Here is a 16,680-nt window from a genome sequence, read left to right as displayed (position 1 = left end):
TAAATTTATAAAAAGGCGTCGGGAAAACTCATTGCTTCTCGGTAGGTGATGAAAGACGCCTTTTTAGGTCGTTGACGGTTAACAGTCAACAGTCAACAGTCTTTCGTGTTATCCCCTTTTAAAGGTGGGATGAGCTTAACGCTTATATGACTTTCGCCGTTTGGGAATAGGACGCATCGCCTCACGACCTAAGATAAACATTCCCGTAACACCCAAGCTGACAAACCAAATATATTGATACCAATACTGCCGAATTTGTTCAACCGTACTGAGTTCTGGATGTAACGTGTTTAAGTAAAGTAACAGCACTAATATCATTAGCGCCCCAAAACCAATAAAGCTTAAGCTAATAAGAATTCTTGCAGGTCGCAGATCAAAATCGCTAATATCGTTTAGATCAATTGTTGCCAGTTCCTTCAAGGAGTCATCTGCTAAAGATGAGGCTGCTTGGAATCTGTTACTCAGCTTAGATGGTAAGATTGGCACTAGAGTTGCTACAGTTGGGCGACGCAGTAGAGCCTCTGTATCTCGCAGTAGTTCCAGTCGCTTACGATTGGTAGCTGGTTGAGCAAATTCAACGTTGTCTGTAGCAGTTGGGGCGGTGGCTTTGCCTTCAAAATCCATAGCATGAAAAGAACCAGGATATAAATAGCCTAGCGAATTCAAGACTGAACAACAAGACAACAAGATTCCCGACTTTTTTAAGAAGTCGGGAATCTTTACTCATCCATCTCCTTCAATGTAGCTAATGCTGATGGAGATAAGCGACTGAGATAACGGAATATCCAGTATTTAAAGATAGTATTTAAAATTACAGGAAATGTAGCAATAAATAAAAATATTGCGTTTCTACTAGCTGGTAAACCTAAATGTTCTGCCAATGTTTCCAGAACAACCTCCCATCCATGTGGCGAGTGAAATCCGACAAATATATCTGTAAACAAAATAATTAAAAAGGCCTTGGCGCTGTCACTCAGTCCATAGACAATATTGTCTAGAAATAATTTCACAGTCACAATTTCTCTTTTGCTCGAAGCAATTACCACACCAAAAGCAACCAGTGAAAGCAAATCAGCAAACACATTGCTAATAGCGCTATTACTTTTAAAGCGAAATTCCTCAGCTATCTCAACTGCTTTGTTTTTGACACTTTCTTTAATTACCTCTGACGAGAGTGGTGGTGCTTGAGCAAGTAAATACTGAAATCTCAATTGTTCTTCAAAACTCTTTAATTTTTCGAGAGCTTCTACTTCCATGTCAGAATTTAGGAAAATCTGAATTTCGTTGTCACCTCTAATCCGATCTAATATAGGGGTTATTAAAAACTGTTTAGATATTTGCTGGGTTAAAAGTGGCACAATAATTAGAAGGATCAAAAATCTTAGAGCAGTTTTTGTCCTACTCCTAGAAATCCGGTAATTTCTGATAAAATCTTCTTCTGCCTGTGGCGCAAAATCTGCTTTAATTTTATTAATTGTTCTGCCAATAGACCTCGGTAAAGCTCCAGTTTTTTGAGTTAAAGGTGGAACTTTAACGCCATTAATATCAGATGATTCTGGCTGTTTTTTGACTTGATTGTGTTCAATTTGTAGTGGTTGTGAAGTTTGTCTAACTGGGCTGTTGCTAATTAGTTCATCTTTGATATTATACTTTTCTACGACTTCATCAATAAATTTTAATTTTTCTAATAAAGGAGAATTAGAGATATTTATAATTCCTCGGCTTAGCCTAAATTCCGCAAGTTTTACCTTGATAATAGTTAACTTTTTATTCAGGTATCCTTGCCAATAAGACATTACATTTTTAGTATAATCTGCTGATTTTGGAGATATTTTTTTGTTATTAAAATGCTGTATTTCGATGTTTCTAATGCTTTGAGCTGCTTGGTAAGCCTCTAATAGCGCTCTTTCTGGTGTATCTAAATACCATTGTTTGAGCGATCGCGAGTTTTCTTTAAGCTTTTGGCTAAGTAATTCTATATTTCTTTTAAAAAATGAATATTTCATTCCAGCTATTATTATGCATATTAAGTATTGTAATTTAGTATAAATCAAGAAAAAGTAATAGCTAATTAAGAAATGCTTAGCTGGGGCTAAGAAGTTTGTTTTATTTACTTAAATGATCAACTTAATTTACAATACAGTGGTTGTGTAACTCACAGGGGCAATTATCGGGAACAAATACTTAGAAAGTATTGTCACTTTTTCTCAAGTATCCGTAGTATAACTGATGTTCTTTTTAACAAGCCGCGCATTCATGATGAGACTAAAGTTATTTGGTCAAGGGTTGACAGGAATTACAATAGCTTCACTGACTGTGTTGACCACAACTGCAACCATCGGTCAACCTAGCTATGCAGGAGGCACAACCTTCTACTGTGCAAAGAGCAAGGGCATACCAATCACATTTGCCCGTACACAGGATGGGAGGAATGTACCAATGATTAGATGGGTTTCTCAGGAATACTTCTCAAAAGAGTGGACAGTTGAACGCCGTTGTCAAGAGGTATCTCGCAGATTTCAAAGAAGTTATGACAACGGTACTTTAAAGTACATCAGAACTGGGATATTGAGAGGGGAATCTGTAGTGTGTGCTGCTATTAATCAAAACGCTGCTTGTACAGATAGCACTTTGTTATTCACTCTCAGGCGTGGTAGTAATGCCAGAGATACTGTGCGAAGGCTATTAAATCGCCGTGGGTTAGTAGCTGGAAATGTACTAAATGAAAGTAGTGAGGAAGCGCTGAATATCGAATTTGATGCGTACCTAAACAACGCTACAGTTGAATCAAGTAGTGAGTCCAATCAAGATTCAGGTAATACTCCTTGATGCGATCGCACCGCAATTTTGTATTATCTGGAAACTCAGATGAATTGGCGTAAACTGGCACTGGTTATGTATATTGGCAGTTTACCCATAACACTGTCAGCATCGACACCAGTTGTCAGTGTTTCTGCCTCATGTACAAGCCATGATTGCCAGGTTTTGCAATCAGGACAATACCAACAAGCGCAATCTATCACCGTTAAAGTTTTGTCAGCAGATTTCTTAGGCTCAGGAATTTTGCTGCAAAAAAAAGGTTCTGTTTATACAGTATTAACCAACGCTCATGTGTTGCAAGCAGGTGACGCCCCATATCGCATTCAAACACCGGATGGTAGCATCCATGCAGCTAATTTATCCAAAAACTTGAACTTTGGGAAAAATGATTTAGCTTTATTGCAATTCCAGAGTACTGGTAATATTTATGCTGTGGCATCCCTCGGTTCTCCTCCAACAGTGGGAGATGAGGTCTTTGTTGCAGGGTTTCGGGCTGCTGAAGAAGAATCTCAGGAAAAAGTTTTTGCGTTTGCTAAAGGTAAGGTTTCGCTGGTGCTACCCAAACCTTTAGAAGGAGGCTATCAGCTGGGGTACACCAATAATCTCGAAAAGGGTATGAGTGGTGGCCCATTGTTGAATCGTCGCGGTGAGGTTGTGGGTGTGAATGGGATGCAAGCTTATCCTCTGTGGGATGCTCCTTCTGTGTTTCAGGATGGTATGGAAGCAGATGAACAGTTGCATCAGATGATTATTCGTTTAAGTTGGGCTGTACCAATTCGCTAATGAAGAGTTTTGAGTCAGCATTCAGCACACTCGTATTCATAAATATGGTCAATTAATATATGAAATTAAATTATGCAATTGTACCAGCAATCATTGGAGTATCCATTACCCTGGTGCAGCCGCAAATTGTCGTAGCACTTTCCTCGTCTGAGGTGGGTAAAGTTGCCAAAGCAATCACGGTGCTGATTGAGACTCAAAATGGTTCTGGGACTGGGGTAATTATTCAGCAAAATGGTAAGACTTATACTGTTCTGACAGCTAAGCATGTCATCGAAACTCAAGCTAAATATGAAATCGTCACCCCAGATGGTCAGCGTTATCCACTCGATTACAATACAGTGAAAAAGCTGCCAGAAGTAGACTTGGCCGTTATGCAGTTTACCAGCAACCAAAGTTACACTGTTGCCAAGATAGGCAACTCAGATGACTCCGCGGAAGGTACAACAGCCTATGTAGCTGGTTTTCCTCAAGTTACGGCAGCAATTTCCAGTACAATTTACAACTTTACCGATGGGCGAATTACTGCTAATGCCTTAAAACCCCTGCGTGATGGCTATGCTTTGGTCTACAACAATAATACGTTACCGGGGATGAGTGGCGGCCCGGTGTTGAATGACAGAGGTGAACTGGTGGGAGTTCATGGTAGAGCAGATGAAGCGGATATCGAAACCTCTAAAATCAATTCCACAGTTGCTTATGTTAAATCAGGGTTTAATTTGGGGATTCCGATCAATACCTTTTTGAGACTTTCATCTCAAGCTGGGGTAGATGTGGGCGTTAGTCCTCCTACTGCACCTGTAGCAACAGCACCAAAACCGGATGACTTCTATATTCAAGCTGGGGACAAGTACGACAGGGGAGATTTTAAAGGTGCGATCGCTAACTACACTACAGCAATTCGCCTCAATCCCAACTATCTCAATGCCTATAATAATCGGGGTCTTGCCCGCTATAACTTAGGAGACTTTCAAGGCGCAATTGACGACTATAACAGAGCTCTGAAGATTAATCCCAAAGATGCTGACCTTTACAATAACCGGGGTCTGGCTCGCTCTGCCTTGGGAGACAAGAAAGGGGCAGTTGATGATTATACCTTAACTTTGAAGATTAATCCCAATTTTCTCTATGCTTACAATAACCGGGGGATTGCCCGTAATAGCCTGGATGATAGCCAAAGTGCGATCGCTGATTTCAACCAAGCTTTGAAGATTAATCCCAACTACGCCCAAGCCTACGCTGGCCGGGGTATTTCCTATTATCAGTTAGGAGATAAGAACAAAGCGATCGCTGATTTCACCGAAGCTTTGCGAATTAATTCTAACCTGGCCCCACCCTATGCCGGACGGGGAATAGCCCGCTTTGATTTGGGAGACAAGAAAGGAGCAATTACTGATTTTAACCAAGCTTTGCGAATTAATCCCAACTTTGCCCCAGCTTACACTGGTCGAGGAATAGCCCGCTTTGCGCTGGGAGATAAACAAGGGGCGATCGCGGATTTACGAAAAGCAGCTAACCTTAATCTAGAACAAGGAAATACAGATGATTACCAACAACTGCTGGAGTTAATCAAAAAGCTTCAGCAGTAAGTTGGGTATAGTGCAAAAAGTAAAGTAAAGTAAACCTGTTTACTACCAAAGTTAAATTAATGCCTATTGGGAATTAAATTATGAAATTTGATTACGCACTGGCATCGGCGCTGATGGGAGTATCAATCGCTTTTGTACAACCCCAAATAGCGATCGCCCTATCCTCAACTGAGGTAAGTAAGGTTGCCAAAGCAATTACTGTACTAATTGACAATCCTAGCGGTTCTGGGACTGGGGTAATTATTCAGCGAGAGGGCGATACTTACACTGTTCTGACAGCTAAGCATGTTATCGAAACTGAAGATAAATATGAAATTGTCACCCCAGATGGTCAGCGCTATCCACTCGATTACAAAACTGTGAAAAAGCTGCCAGAAGTTGACTTAGCGGTTGTGCAGTTTACCAGCAACCAAAGTTATACTGTTGCCAAAATCGGCAACTCGGACGAAGCCATAGAAGGTGCTACAGCTTATGTAGCAGGTTTCCCCAAAGCAACCGCAGTCATTTCTAACTCGATTTATAACTTTGTCGCGGGGCAGATTACTGCTAATGCCTCGAAACCCCTGCGTGACGGCTATGCTTTGGTCTACAGCAATGATACTTTACCGGGGATGAGTGGCGGCCCGGTGTTGAATGACAAAGGCGAAGTAGTCGGAATTCATGGTATGGGAGATACTATGGAAAACTTTCAAATTTCCGACCAAAATCCCAATATTATTATCAAAACAGGTTTTAATTTGGGCGTTCCCATTAATACTTTTTTGAGACTCTCAGCTAACACTAAGACAGATGTGGGTGTCAGTCCTCCTGCCACACCAACAGCCACAGCACCGAAAGCTGATGACTTTTTTATTCAGGCTGAGGACAAGTATGACAAAGGCGACTATCAAGGAGCGATCGCTGATTACACCAGAGCGATCAACATTAATCCTAACTTAGCCCAAGCTTACTACAGGCTGGGGTTGAGCCGCAGCAAGTCTGGAAACAACCAAAAAGCTGTTGAGGATTTACAAAAAGCTACAGAATTATTTGCCGCACAAGGAAAGAAAGCAGATGCCATACGTATCCAGGGCGTTGCTCGTTCTTTGTTGAAAGACTATAAAGGAGCGATCGCAGCTTTAACCGAAGCAATTCGCCTCAATGTCAAAGATACTTTAGCTTACAACAACCGGGGAAATGCCCGCTCTAACTTGGGAGACTTGCAAGGAGCGATCGCTGATTACAGCCAAGCCCTCAACATTAATCCCAACTATATCCAAGCCTACATCAACCGGGGAAATACTCGCTCTGCTTCAGGAGATAAACACGGGGCGATTGCCGATTACAACCAAGCCCTCAAGCTTAACCCCAACTATGCCTTAGCCTACAACAATCGAGGAATTGCCCGCACCGCTTTGGGAGACTTGCAAGGGGCAATTTCTGATTACAACGAAGCCCTGAAGATTAATCCCAATTATGCCAATGTCTACTACAGTCGGGGAATTGCCCGTTCTAACTTAGAAGATTTGCAAGGAGCAATTTCTGATTATAACCAAGCCCTGAAGATTAATCCCAACTTAGCCCAAGCCTACTACAGCAAGGGAATTGTCCGCGCTGCCTTGGGAGACAAGCAATGGGCGATCGCAGATTTACAAAAAGCCGCTAACCTCTTTCAAGAACAAGGAAAAACAGAAGATTACCAAAAAGTGTTGGAGTTAATTAAAAAGCTTTAACAGTAGCTCAAAGCCTTGCGGGCATGGCTGCGCTTAAAGCGTAGCGGGGCGTTTATACCATTTCACTCTAAAATTGATACAGATAGCAAGCAGGGGAGGTAAAAAAAGTGATTTGTATCAAGAATTTTGTGAAATGGTATCAGACCTTGATTTAGATAGTATGGGTTGATAAATTTACCGTGGCAGTAGTATTAATATTTTAAGTTTGTTTTTCTAGACTTACTACCGCGTTGTAGTCGGGAACTCCTTCCAAAGAACGCTTACTTTTATCTAATAGCACATTCCCTTCTGGCCAATGTACTTGCAAGTTGCCTGACTGAATTGGTGCAATGTAAACTTGCCCATGCAACTGGCCTAAATCATTTTTGAGAATAATGCGATCGCCATCTTTTAATCCCAACTTTACTGCATCTTCTACATTTATTAACACTGCCTCGCGCACTGCCCCAGTAATTGCATCTTTGCGTTCTTGCACCATACTATTAAATTGCTTACCCCGGCGCGTTGCTACTAAAAAACAGCCTTCTGGTAATTCTATCTGTGGTGGCAACAATACCCCAAAGTGCGCCTTCCCATCTGGTGTGGGAAAATTCCAACCAAAGCACAAATGTGACCCACCATACTGAAACTGATCTCCCGCCTGCTGTAAGTGTTGAATACCAGCATATTGTGGGACAATTTGGGCAATCTCTTGGCGGATAGCAGCAGTATCAGCAAAAGTCAGCTTGTCTGCCAAATCTGGTTGCACCCACCTTGCCAACTCCATAAACACCTCCCACTCGGGACGTGCTTCCCCAATTCGTGGCCCTGGAATTTCCGGGCTAAAAATCACTCGGCGTTCGGTGTTAGTTTCTGTCACTCCCCCAGGTATTTCGTAGCGAGTAGTGGCAGGTAAAAGCACTACAGTGTCAGCTGGTTCCACTAACATCTGACTGGAGAGAACAATATCCATATGCACTCGTAGCGGTATTTGCTTCAGCGCACCTTCTACATAATCGGGTTCTGGTAACACCTCTAAAAAATTCCCCCCCACGGAGAACAACACATCTAATTTTCCCCGATGTGCTGCATCAATCATTTCTGGAGCAATTAAACCTTTACTTGCTGGCACTGCAAAACCCCAATGCTGGCTTAAGTGTGCAGCATTCTCTGGAGTGATGGACTTACCACCAGGAAAGACAGTTGCATAACATCCCATCTCTGCACCACCCTGCACCCCAGAGTGACCACGAATCGGCATCAAACCACAGCCTTCCCGACCGACAAAACCTCTAGTCAGAGCAAGATTGATAATACTTCTGACATTATCTTCACCACATTCATGCTGAGTAATGCCCATACTCCAAACAAATACAGCTTTGTTGGCTTCCCCAACCATTTTGGCAAAAGCATACATTTCATCGCGGGATGCTCCCGAAAACCGCTCTAGTTCTTCCCAAGATTGGTTTTCTAATGATGCCTTAAGTTCCGCAAAGCCATCTGTATGTAAGTCAATAAATGACTGGTCTACCCAACCGTTGGCAATTATGTGCTTAATTGTGCCATTTAAAAACGCTATGTCTCCACCCATGTTTACCAAAAAGAAGTCTTCGGCAAACTTAGTACCAAAAAGGGCACTTTCTGGAATCGAGGGAACCCAGTAGCGTTCCATTCCTGGCTCGCGGTAAGTATTAATTACCACAATTTTGGTACTAGCTTTCTTCGCATAGTGCAGATACTTGACAGTGACAGGCTGATTATTGGCAACATTAGAGCCAATGAAGACTAACAAATCAGTACCAATCCAGTCTTTATAAGAACAAGTAGTAGCTGCCGCACCGAGAGCAGCTTTTAGCCCCGCTGTACTGGGAGAATGGCAGATACGGGCGGCGTTATCAATATTATTACTTCCCATTGCCCGCACAGCTTTTTGAGTGGCGTAGTAAGTTTCGTTAACAGTGCCGCGACTGGTAACGTAAAAGCTGAGGCGGTCTGGTGTGGTAGCGCGGATGCGACTAGCAATTACCTCCAAAGCCTCATCCCAGCTAACACGGCGAAAGCCTTTTTCCCCACTTTGACGCATCATCGGGTAGGGAAGCCGTCCTAAGTCTCGTAATTGGGCACTTTTTTGCTTTTGCAAAGAAGAAACATCTTCCAGTAGTGCAGGGTCAAAAGCTGGCATGGTATTCATCCGCAACAATCGCAACCGGACATTGCAGAGATGGATGCCATCTAATGTCCAATCTTTCATTCCGGTTGTTCCGAGAGCGCAACCATCACAAACACCTTTGTCCAAGATGTTCCACGCGTAAGGTAGCTGGTCACGAGATAGCCAAATGGCTCGAAAAACTTCCCAATAATTGTTAGGGTACTGTTCGCCAATGCCGAAGGGCTTCCAACTTGCCCAGTTTGAAGGTGTCCAATGCTTTTTGGGTTTAGGCAACATAAGGTAGAGATGAAGAAAGTATTTGCTGAGTGTAAAACTAGTGTGCCACCGAAATTAACCTGATATCGTTTTACATTTTTAATCTTCACTTGGTTGTAATCAAGTTAGTGAATAAAAAATCAGAAATATTTAAGTTGCACTATTTCTTTTTGCCTATATAGATTTGGGTACTTGCATATATTTTATTTATTGTTTTGCCCATAAATATTCAGTGAACCTTAACATTAAATGATTAAATTTCAGTAAATTTCTTACTTGGCATTCTATCTTTAGATAGATGTAAGAATCCACTCTAGAGACAGAGTTGTTTAGATAATTTTTGAAGTTATTCTATAAAAAATTCAAGCACAAGTAGCAAAACTAACACTACAAGATAGCTCAGAGTTTTTTCTAAGAAAGCTAAAATGTTTAGAAATTTTCAATTTTTTTACTTACCTTTATCAACACCATGACTAACAAAAACGATTACCAAAGCCATAACCGCGAAGTTCAGCAGGATTCATACAAAGACGCTAACGGACATATACACACTAACGTTAAAAAAACAGAAGAAACTATTAACAATGTTCCTGTCGGTTCTAACTCTAATTCCTATAGGAATGGTTATGTTGACGCTCAAGAAAATTTAGCAGATCGTGATAATAGTAATGCTGCTAGTGGATTGTTAGTTGGCTTGCTTCTTGCTTCGCTAGTAGGTTTGGTTGGTGGTGTTCTTTTCTTTCTAAATCAACGTAACGACACACCAACCCCAATTACACCTGCAATAGTAGTTCCTCAAAAACCAGAAGCCAAACAACCTCCTGAAAAAGAAACGACTATTATCGAAAAAACTAGGGATGTCCTTGTTCCAGTTCCACAACAGCAAGCGCCAGTACCTCAAGCCCCAGTAGCGCCTCCTCAGCAAGACATTAACATTTCTATTCCCAATCCTGCGCCAACACAAGTTAATCAGCAACCAGCGCCTTCAATACCTGAAGTTCCTAAACAGTCTGAAAGCCAGAGTAATAGTACTTCCACTCAAGAGAAAAACAACGATACTAGCATCTCTACTCCTGCTCAAAACAAATCAAATCAAACGGACACATTATCCGGTAGCAGTTCAGATAAAACTGGCGCTAATAGTACAGAAAATTCCGCTCAATAACAGTTAGAAAAAAGTAAACAACTCCAACTTGTAATCAGTAATCCTCTCCAAATCAAGGAGAGGATTTTTTTATATTCAAAACTGGTGTTTGGTAGAACCCATTAAGTTAAGTTTATTTTGGTGTATTTATTAGACATAGAATTTAGATAAATAGCGACTGCGATCGCTAGTCACAATTAAACCTAATACCTGTAAGGTTTATATCCGAATATATACTCATAATATTAGCGTATGGTATCCTATAAAAGGTTAGCCTAGAGAAAATCTCAGTATTATCGGCAGTTAAACCGTAGTTCGCTTATTGTAAGTATGATTACGCATACACAAAGTAAATTCATGAAGTTGTTTGCATCAATTATTGACACTAGGAAAATTTAAAATGACCAGTAATCCCGGTGGTATTTCACAATCCAATACAGGTCAAATGTCTGGCGGAATGCAGGCAGCTATCGGCAATAATAATCAGCAGAATATGCAAGCTCAGACTGTACCTGCACAAAAAACACTTTCCCAAGAAGATGTACTCAGATTGCTAGGCGAAATTCAGCAGATTCTTCAAGGGTCTACTTTACCTGAAGATATTAAGCAAAAAGCCAGCAATCGATTAGGAGCCGCAGTTGATGAGGTTCAGCAGAAAGAGCCTGACAAGCAATTGGCTGCGGGGAACCTGAAACGGATGACAGAAACTCTGGAAGATGCAAGTAAAACTTTAAATGCAGGCCAAGGACTTGTAGAAAAAGTCCAACCTATTTTAGGGCAACTGCTGGGTTGGTTAAATGTTGCAAAATCTTTCTTTGGACTTTAGCAGAGTTACCCTGTGAGCCAATTACCATCGCCTGACTCCAACAATTCACCACCAAAATCTGAGCCTACTATCCAGCAGAACGCCGAAGATTCAACGGTAGATGGTGGAATGCAGGCTGCTATTGGCAATGATAATAATCAGAATCAAACACATAGCAGTTCAAATGGCAACGTTGTCAACGTTCACCTTGGCTTAAATTCTCATATAAAAGCACCAATTCAAGATAGATTACCATCGTTGCGGATGTCTCGCAGAGCTTTTATCCCCACAGCTATCGGTACATCGGTGGGACTAACTGCTGGTTGGTTTGCTAGTAAAAATCACCCACGTATTACTTGGAAAATGGTTAGCCGTTTGGGTGAAGATACCAAGAACTTGATACTTTGGAAAGCTCCAGGAATGATCCGCGATCGCATCAAGGTTATGACAGATGGTAACTTTACTATTGACCTAGTTAGCACTGGAGATACAGAAGAAATACTCAAAGATATTAGCGATGGAAAGATAGAATGTGGCTACAGTGGGGTCTATTACAACAGTGAAAGATTCAGAGTTCTCTTTTTTGGTTGTGCCATCCCTTTTGGCTTAAATCCTCAAGAGCAAAATGCTTGGCTTTATTACAAAGATAAGCCTGACGATGAATTGACTTTTATGCAAAAAATCTATCCAAGATTGGGCTTAAACGTGATTCCTTTTCCAGCAGGAGCTATAGGGGCACAAATGGGAGGATGGTTTAACAAAGAAATCAACTCAATAGAAGATTTCAATGCCATAACCATGCGTATTCCTGGATTAGGTGCAGAGGTGTTACAAAGATTTGGTGTCATATCTGATAAACAGTTAGGTTTGCAAATCCCAATTGATAAAATTGCCGATCAAGTCAGAGATGGAACACTAAATGCTGCTGAGTGGATTGGCCCACACGATGATTTTCATTTGGGATTGCACAATGTCTTAAAATACTATTATTATCCAGGTTGGTGGGAACCCGGTACAACGTATGATATCCAGGTCAATACAGATGCCTGGAAAGAGTTACCGAAAAAATATCAAGAAATATTTAAAGCTGTTTGTCTTGAAACTCATATAAAAATATTAGCTGAATATGATCAAAAGAATAGTGAAAAGCTACAACATCTCAAGTCAATAGGTATTCAACCAAGACCTTTTAATAAAGAAATTCTGCAAGCAGCTAAAAAAGAAACAGATAAGTTGTTAAATTTGTATGCAAGAAAAGATAAATTATTTGGAGAGGTTTATCAGGAATGGTCAAAATTTAAAGTTCGGATCAAACAATGGTCTGAGTTAAATAAAATCTAACTTTTGATAGTGAACAAAAAGATTCTCAACTTCTTACAAGCCTTTCGATGAGGCGATCGCACTTGAATCAGAAAATCAGCTAAGACTGCTATCGCCATCAAAATGCTACCGTAAAGTCAAGGTCACTTGCTCAAGTTTTGAGGAAAGCGCTATGACTACAACGCTATCTGCGCCTAATTCTATCGAGTCATTGCTAGGTAAAGAAGCACAAGACTTACTCACCTATAAGGCAAAAGTTTCTCAAGATTTATTACATTTGCCGGGGCCAGACTTTGTGGAGCGAGTCTGGTTGAATAGCGATCGCAATCCTCAAGTATTGCGTAATCTCCAGCAACTTTACTCTACTGGTCGTCTAGCTAATACTGGCTATCTGTCTATTTTACCGGTAGACCAAGGCATCGAACACTCAGCAGGTGCATCTTTTGCACCCAATCCGATTTACTTTGATCCAGAAAATATTATCAAACTAGCGATCGCAGCAGAGTGTAATGCTGTGGCCACCACTTTGGGAGTCTTGGGTAGCGTTTCGCGCAAATATGCCCACAAAATCCCCTTTATCGTCAAAATAAATCACAACGAACTGTTGACTTTCCCCAATCAATTTGACCAAGTATTGTTTGCCGATGTCGAACAAGCTTGGAATTTGGGTGCAGCAGCGGTGGGTGCGACAATTTACTTTGGTTCAGACCAATCTACCAGACAAATTCAAGAAGTCAGCAAAGCTTTTAAACGCGCCCATGAACTTGGTTTAGTAACTATTCTCTGGTGCTATCTGCGTAACAACGCTTTTAAACAAGACAAAGATTATCACATTGCCGCTGACCTCACCGGACAAGCGAATCATTTGGGTGTGACAATTGAAGCTGATATCATCAAACAAAAGTTACCCGAATGCAATAATGGTTACGGTGCAGTCGCCAAAGCCACTGGAAAAAGTTACGGCAAAACCGACGAGCGGGTTTACACAGAATTGACAACCGATCACCCAATTGATTTGACTCGTTACCAGGTGCTAAATTGCTACTCTGGACGTGCGGGACTGATTAATTCTGGTGGAGCGACTGGTAAAAATGACTTCGCCGAAGCAGTTCGCACCGCTGTGATTAACAAGCGAGCTGGTGGTACAGGCTTGATTTCCGGGCGCAAGACTTTCCAGCGTCCATTTGAAGAAGGGGTGAAACTGTTTCACGCCATTCAAGATGTTTACTTATCACCCGATGTAACCATAGCTTAGGCGATTGGTAGCAAAGGAAGACGGGTTAAAGGTTAAAAGGATATTTTTTCCTTTCCCTTTCTTTAACAATTTAGAAAAAATCGAGAGACGTTGCATTGCTTTTGTGGAGACGTTGCAATGCAACATCTCTACTAATTGAGTAATGCCCACCTTACTTTTTATATATAAGTAACCAGCCTAGGGGAAGACGTTAGCCTAATGAAAATTTTTTAACATTCAGTCATTTGTTAAAGAACTAAGGGAGAGTTTTCCCAATGTTGGAAATCCAGAGAATATTTAATTTAGTCCGCGGCAAAATAGGAATAGTATTGCTAGCTGGTTTAGTCTGGCTAATTAGTTTACCTGCGGCTTCAGTTCAAGCAGATGGTTATTATTCAGAAAAAGCACACAAGGTAGAAGTAAGTAAGCCTTATTATTTTACTAAAGAACGCAAGGTAACACAAACCGAGCATTCTAAGCCTTATTATGCCACCAATAATCATCAGAAAAAAGCAAATCTAGCACAAACGGACGATGATTATATCGAGAAGGGAAAGCGAACAACACAAAGCATTCCTCAAGAATTAAGAAGTAGAAGTCGGGAAAAAACTGAAGAACGCAGAATAATACAAACTGAGCCTTTTAAGCCTTATTATGCAAGTAAAGAACGTAGAATAGCACAAGCTGAGCCTTTTAAGCCTTATTATGCGAGCAAAGAGCGTCAGAAAAAAGCAAATGTACTAAGAAATGACGAGAATTATATCGACAATGGCAAGCGATCGCCAGAAGTGACTCCTAGAGTTTTGCGAGATGACGCTCAGCAAGGAATTCCATAATTGATTTATTGGAGTTCACTAAACCAGCTAAAGAGTTCTAAAAAGGCAAATCTCGGTAGAGATTCTGGGATATCCTAAGATCAGTGAAAGATTTGCCAAAAAAAAGTAAGAATGAAGCTGGCAGCAAGAGTAAGTAAGGTAACACCTTCTTTGACCTTAGCGATCGCAGCCAAGGCTAAGGCACTGAAGGCAGACGGCATAGATGTTTGCAGTTTTAGCGCTGGAGAACCAGATTTTGATACCCCAGCGCATATCAAAGCCGCAGCAGCGAAAGCTTTGGATGAAGGCAAAACCAAGTATGGCCCCGCCGCAGGAGAACCAAAGCTAAGGGATGCGATCGCCCGTAAGCTGAAAACTGATAATGGTCTTGATTACAAATCAGAGAATGTTATTGTCACCAACGGCGGTAAGCATTCTCTCTACAACTTGATGGTGGCGCTAATTGATCCAGGTGATGAAGTAATCATCCCTGCACCCTACTGGCTTAGTTATCCCGAAATGGTGACTTTAGTGGGTGGAATACCAGTAATTGTGACTACAGATGCAACAACTGGTTATAAAATTACCCCCGAACAACTCCGCCAGTCAATCACGCCTAAAACAAAGCTATTTGTCCTCAACTCCCCATCTAATCCCACAGGGATGGTTTACACGCCAGATGAAATCAAAGCACTGGCGCAAGTAGTAATTGATGCAGATATCTTAGTCGTCTCTGACGAGATTTACGAAAAGATTCTCTACGACGGTGCAGAACATATCAGCATCGGTTCCCTTGGTAAGGAAATCTTTGAGCGCACCTTGATTAGTAATGGGTTTGCCAAAGCTTACTCAATGACAGGATGGCGTCTCGGCTATTTAGCCGGGCCAGTCGAGATTATTAAAGCCGCGAGTACCATCCAAGGACATAGTACATCTAACGTGTGTACCTTTGCCCAATATGGGGCGATCGCTGCTTTGGAAGGTTCACAAGACTGTGTAGAAGAAATGCGCCAAGCTTTCGCTAAACGCCGACAGGTAATGTTAGATAGACTCAACGCTATTCCTGGATTAAGTACTACAAAACCAGACGGCGCTTTTTATCTATTTCCCGACATCAGCAAAACAGGTCTAAAATCCTTGGAATTTTGTGACGCTTTACTAGAAGAACACCAAGTTGCAGTCATTCCCGGAATCGCTTTTGGTACTGATTACAATATTCGCCTTTCCTACGCCACAGATATGGCAACAATTGAAAAAGGGATGGATAGGTTAGAGAAATTTGTCAAGTCGCGTATTTAGTTAGTTGTCACTTGTGAGGAGAATTTACCAACTCTCGAACTCTACCTTTTCCACTCAGAACTGGTGGAGTTCATTTTCCAAACTGAAGTTCCGAGTTCTGATATTATTTAATTCCAGCACCATCAAGCTGAATTTTGCATCATAAGGGTATGGTTGAATCAAAATCTGTGCCGGAATCCCCAATTGTTGATGCAAACCCCGAATCATCTCCAAGGTTAGCGCCTGCTTGCGATGCAAAATGTCGGCAATTTCTTACTGCCAATAACAGGCTCTAATTCATCTACAGACAACCCACGGGATTCGAGATAATATAAGACTGCTTCAATAGGATCTGGTGCTTCGATTGGGTAATGCCTTTGCTCGTATGCTTCCACAAGCGTAGTTAAAACTTCCAAGCGGTCAAACTCTGGTGTATTTAGTTCCGCATCAAATAATCTTTCAATTTCATCAAGCGCAGCACGATAATCAGCTTCAGTGCGGATCGCACGGGTTTCAAGCATAGATATTACTGCCTCAAATACTTGTTGCATCTACGTTATCGTATTCTTTATGCGTTCCAAGAAAACGAATAAAAATAATTCCAATATCATAACGAACATGAACAATTAAGCGATAATCGTTACCTTTGATATTAAAAACAACACAGTTATTAACAAGAATACTGGCATTGCGATAGGTACTTTTGATATTTGCCGGACTATCCTAGTAGTTCACCAACCCAATTTTGCCGTGTAGGCAAAGCAGGGGGAGAGGTGCAG

The 16,680-nt window shown here is 41.4% G+C and carries 15 protein-coding genes and 1 pseudogene; 10 read left to right on the top strand and 6 right to left on the bottom strand.

Annotated elements, in window-relative coordinates; genetic code table 11:
• Nucleotides 1-135 precede the first annotated feature (135 nt).
• A complete protein-coding gene (locus FNW02_RS24715) occupies nucleotides 136-624 on the bottom strand; it encodes a hypothetical protein (RefSeq protein ID WP_191760161.1) in 489 nt (162 codons plus the stop codon).
• 95 nt (nucleotides 625-719) lie between these two features.
• Nucleotides 720-2,006, bottom strand: a complete 1,287-nt coding sequence (locus FNW02_RS24710; RefSeq protein ID WP_191760160.1) for a proton extrusion protein PcxA — start codon at nucleotides 2,004-2,006, stop codon at nucleotides 720-722.
• A gap of 253 nt (nucleotides 2,007-2,259) precedes the next feature.
• Here FNW02_RS24710 and FNW02_RS24705 point away from each other — a divergent pair, with 253 nt between their 5' ends.
• The 4 genes from FNW02_RS24705 to FNW02_RS24690 all read left to right on the top strand — a co-directional run bounded on the left by FNW02_RS24705 (nucleotide 2,260) and on the right by FNW02_RS24690 (nucleotide 6,901).
• Entirely contained in the window at nucleotides 2,260-2,829 is a 570-nt protein-coding gene (locus FNW02_RS24705) for a COP23 domain-containing protein (RefSeq protein ID WP_191760159.1), read from the top strand.
• Between the two features lie 39 nt (nucleotides 2,830-2,868).
• Complete coding sequence (locus FNW02_RS24700; RefSeq protein WP_191760130.1) at nucleotides 2,869-3,603, top strand: S1 family peptidase; 735 nt, start codon at nucleotides 2,869-2,871, stop codon at nucleotides 3,601-3,603.
• Between the two features lie 59 nt (nucleotides 3,604-3,662).
• The gene (locus FNW02_RS24695; protein ID WP_191760129.1) at nucleotides 3,663-5,189 is read left to right on the top strand and encodes a tetratricopeptide repeat-containing S1 family peptidase; all 1,527 of its coding nucleotides are present in this window, start codon (nucleotides 3,663-3,665) and stop codon (nucleotides 5,187-5,189) included.
• Between the two features lie 80 nt (nucleotides 5,190-5,269).
• Nucleotides 5,270-6,901: a serine protease gene (locus FNW02_RS24690; protein WP_191760128.1), complete on the top strand. Its 1,632-nt coding sequence runs from the start codon at nucleotides 5,270-5,272 to the stop codon at nucleotides 6,899-6,901.
• Between the two features lie 199 nt (nucleotides 6,902-7,100).
• Here FNW02_RS24690 and FNW02_RS24685 read toward each other — a convergent pair whose 3' ends face one another.
• Nucleotides 7,101-9,326, bottom strand: coding sequence for an FdhF/YdeP family oxidoreductase (locus tag FNW02_RS24685; RefSeq protein WP_191760127.1), 2,226 nt, complete (start codon nucleotides 9,324-9,326; stop codon nucleotides 7,101-7,103).
• A gap of 448 nt (nucleotides 9,327-9,774) precedes the next feature.
• Here FNW02_RS24685 and FNW02_RS24680 point away from each other — a divergent pair, with 448 nt between their 5' ends.
• The 6 genes from FNW02_RS24680 to FNW02_RS24655 all read left to right on the top strand — a co-directional run bounded on the left by FNW02_RS24680 (nucleotide 9,775) and on the right by FNW02_RS24655 (nucleotide 15,922).
• On the top strand, nucleotides 9,775-10,470 hold the full coding sequence (locus FNW02_RS24680) for a hypothetical protein (protein ID WP_191760126.1): 696 nt from the start codon (nucleotides 9,775-9,777) through the stop codon (nucleotides 10,468-10,470).
• Nucleotides 10,471-10,849: 379 nt separating this feature from the next.
• Entirely contained in the window at nucleotides 10,850-11,275 is a 426-nt protein-coding gene (locus tag FNW02_RS24675) for a hypothetical protein (protein WP_191760125.1), read from the top strand.
• A 12-nt stretch (nucleotides 11,276-11,287) separates the two neighbouring features.
• Nucleotides 11,288-12,595: an ABC transporter substrate-binding protein gene (locus FNW02_RS24670; RefSeq protein ID WP_191760124.1), complete on the top strand. Its 1,308-nt coding sequence runs from the start codon at nucleotides 11,288-11,290 to the stop codon at nucleotides 12,593-12,595.
• Nucleotides 12,596-12,746: 151 nt separating this feature from the next.
• A complete protein-coding gene (locus FNW02_RS24665; RefSeq protein ID WP_191760123.1) occupies nucleotides 12,747-13,829 on the top strand; it encodes a class I fructose-bisphosphate aldolase in 1,083 nt (360 codons plus the stop codon).
• Nucleotides 13,830-14,083: 254 nt separating this feature from the next.
• On the top strand, nucleotides 14,084-14,644 hold the full coding sequence (locus FNW02_RS24660; RefSeq protein WP_191760122.1) for a hypothetical protein: 561 nt from the start codon (nucleotides 14,084-14,086) through the stop codon (nucleotides 14,642-14,644).
• A 111-nt stretch (nucleotides 14,645-14,755) separates the two neighbouring features.
• Entirely contained in the window at nucleotides 14,756-15,922 is a 1,167-nt protein-coding gene (locus FNW02_RS24655; RefSeq protein ID WP_191760121.1) for a pyridoxal phosphate-dependent aminotransferase, read from the top strand.
• Between the two features lie 54 nt (nucleotides 15,923-15,976).
• Here the strand turns inward: FNW02_RS24655 and FNW02_RS40200 are convergent, their stop codons facing one another.
• The 3 genes and pseudogenes from FNW02_RS40200 to FNW02_RS24645 form a co-directional block, all read right to left on the bottom strand.
• The gene (locus FNW02_RS40200; protein WP_225225881.1) at nucleotides 15,977-16,135 is read right to left on the bottom strand and encodes a hypothetical protein; all 159 of its coding nucleotides are present in this window, start codon (nucleotides 16,133-16,135) and stop codon (nucleotides 15,977-15,979) included.
• 2 nt (nucleotides 16,136-16,137) lie between these two features.
• Complete coding sequence (locus tag FNW02_RS24650; RefSeq protein ID WP_225225880.1) at nucleotides 16,138-16,422, bottom strand: helix-turn-helix domain-containing protein; 285 nt, start codon at nucleotides 16,420-16,422, stop codon at nucleotides 16,138-16,140.
• Between the two features lie 13 nt (nucleotides 16,423-16,435).
• Nucleotides 16,436-16,621: pseudogene (locus tag FNW02_RS24645) on the bottom strand (type II toxin-antitoxin system HigB family toxin); the annotation flags it as partial.
• Nucleotides 16,622-16,680 lie beyond the last annotated feature (59 nt).

Origin of the sequence: Komarekiella delphini-convector SJRDD-AB1 (assembly GCF_014831675.1) — a bacterium.
Taxonomy (GTDB): domain Bacteria; phylum Cyanobacteriota; class Cyanobacteriia; order Cyanobacteriales; family Nostocaceae; genus Komarekiella.
The sequence above is the reverse complement of the archived record's forward strand: the minus strand, read 5'-3'. Positions and strand labels throughout refer to the sequence as shown.